4 protein-coding genes are annotated in these 1966 nt (G+C 63.8%); 3 read left to right on the top strand and 1 reads right to left on the bottom strand.

Going from position 1 to position 1966, the window contains the following annotated elements:
• The 3 genes from AC1D00_RS38845 to AC1D00_RS38835 all read left to right on the top strand — a co-directional run.
• Positions 1-964: glycoside hydrolase family 130 protein (locus AC1D00_RS38845; protein ID WP_477014320.1), on the top strand; the 964-nt coding region annotated here is incomplete at its 5' end.
• Between the two features lie 60 nt (positions 965-1024).
• Positions 1025-1267 (top strand): hypothetical protein, encoded by a 243-nt coding sequence (locus AC1D00_RS38840; RefSeq protein WP_027548121.1) that lies wholly within the window; start codon positions 1025-1027, stop codon positions 1265-1267.
• Between the two features lie 44 nt (positions 1268-1311).
• Positions 1312-1512 carry a hypothetical protein gene (locus AC1D00_RS38835; protein ID WP_011087899.1) on the top strand — a complete coding sequence of 67 codons (201 nt, stop codon included), beginning with the start codon at positions 1312-1314 and terminating at the stop codon, positions 1510-1512.
• A gap of 74 nt (positions 1513-1586) precedes the next feature.
• Here the strand turns inward: AC1D00_RS38835 and AC1D00_RS38830 are convergent.
• Positions 1587-1966: type 2 periplasmic-binding domain-containing protein (locus AC1D00_RS38830; RefSeq protein WP_477014319.1), on the bottom strand; the 380-nt coding region annotated here is incomplete at its 5' end.

The raw sequence follows: 1966 nt of genomic DNA, 5'->3' as shown, positions 1-1966 counted from the left end.
GTATTCGTTCGAGGCCTCAGCCTTGTTCAATCCGAGCATCGTGCCGCACCCTGATCAATCCGGTGCGCCCGAAGGGGGCAAACGCTTCATCATCAGTCTCCGGGCGATTGGAGAAGGGCACGTGTCRTCACTGACGTTTCGAACCGGAACGATCGCGGCCGACGGGAGCCTGACCGTCGATCCGACGGCGCGCCTTGCCTCGCTCCCGCGGATCAGCCATCGCGCATCCGGCCCGGACGGCGACCGGGTCGAGCTGACGTTCAGGCCCGAGGAAGATCTCAGCGAGCGTGTCATCTTTCCCGTGACCGAATCCCAGTCGAACGGCATCGAGGATGCGCGCTTTGTCCAATTCAGCGACGGCGATCGCAAGACCTATTACGCGACCTACACGGCCTACAGCGGGCGGGCGATCCGGTCCGAATTGATCGAGACCAGCGATTTCATGTCGTTTCGACTGACGCCTTTGCGGGGGGCTGCGGCACACAACAAAGGCATGGCGCTGTTCCCGCGCAAGATCGGCGGCAGCTATGCCATGATCGCGCGGCAGGACAACGAGAACCTGTATCTGGTCTATTCGGACGATCTCTCCACATGGGAAGGCGGCCAGGCCCTTCTGAAACCGCAGTTTCCCTGGGAGTTCGTCCAGATCGGCAATTGCGGGTCGCCGATCGAACTCGACGAAGGCTGGCTGCTGCTGACGCATGGTGTCGGCCCCGTCCGCAAATATTCGATCGGTGCGGCGCTGCTCGACAAGCGCGACCCATCCAGGGTGCTGGCGCGTTCGAGCGAGCCGCTGTTGCGGCCTGAACCATCGGAGCGCGAAGGGTATGTCCCCAACGTCGTCTATACCTGCGGTGCGATGAGGCACAATGACCAGATCATCCTGCCATATGCCGTGTCGGACACCTTCTCCAGTTTTGCAACGATCAGGATTTCCGCGCTCATGGAGGCGATGCGACGCTGAGCACGGCGTTCGCAGTCGTTGGCGTCAATTCCGTTTGCCAACAGAGTCAGAGGAGGCGTCATGGTCCGCCAAACAACCTACGTCGTGCAGGCATTCAACGCCGGCAAGGGCGGGAATCTCAAGGCCGACTCTCCGATCGTCTGCAAATCGGAAAGCGGCGCGCTGCGAACGGCGGAGAGACTGGCCTTGAGCAAGCTCGGCGTCGTTGCGTTCTCGTCCAGCGGCGATGCCGAAATGGGTGACTATGACGACGAGCCGACGGTGTTTTTCCGGAAAGGCGAGCTTCCGGCGGGCTTCGACTGAAGTCCCTGGTTGCGATCGCGAAGATATTTTATGGAGGAGCCTACATGAGCGAGCGACTTGAAACCCTGAAGAAGGCCCGCGATCGCATGATCGAGGACAGAGACGCGCATGCAAAAGTGCTGGCCGCTCCCTTCGTGCGCGACACGGCCGAGCGGGCGCGCAACAAGTTCGTGGAGATTCAGGCGCTGATCGACGCCCTCGACCGCGCCATCAGCGGCGAAAGCCTGGTGCCCGTCAAAAACTGACGCAGCGACAGGCGAGGCCAGCGGTCGCCCATCGCGGGTGAGCCGCGGTATGCCGATGGCCGCGACCGGTCCCCTTACTGCTGTCTCGCCCATTCGACGATCGCCGCCGCATCCGCGCCGGCCTGGGTCTCCCAGGCGGCGATCGCGTCCGCCGCGGCGCTGCGGAGTGCGGTGACGAGGGACGGCGGTGCGGGCTCGGCGATGTTGACGCCGTTGTCGCGCATGCGCGCATAGTTCTCGGCCGTGCGATGGGCCAGCAGCGCGAACTGGCTCTGCTCGGTCTCGGCCGCCGCGGCCATCACCTCGCGCTGCATCGGCTCGGACAGCGCGGCGAACGCCTCGCTGCGGACGAAGGCGATCGAGACCGGCATCGCATAGTTGATCGCCGTGAAATGCGGCAGGAAGTCCCAGAGCTTGCGTCCCGCGCCGCCGTCGCCGGAGGTGAGGAACGCAT

The sequence above is a fragment of the Bradyrhizobium sp. P2_E8 genome, from assembly GCF_056403875.1.
The sequence above is the reverse complement of the archived record's forward strand: the minus strand, read 5'-3'. Positions and strand labels throughout refer to the sequence as shown.

Excerpts from the sequence above, each read along its gene's own strand:
- AC1D00_RS38840 (WP_027548121.1), top strand. The coding sequence starts at position 1,025 with ATGGTCCGCCAAACAACCTACGTCGTGCAGGCATTCAACGCCGGCAAG.
- AC1D00_RS38835 (WP_011087899.1), top strand. The coding sequence starts at position 1,312 with ATGAGCGAGCGACTTGAAACCCTGAAGAAGGCCCGCGATCGCATGATC.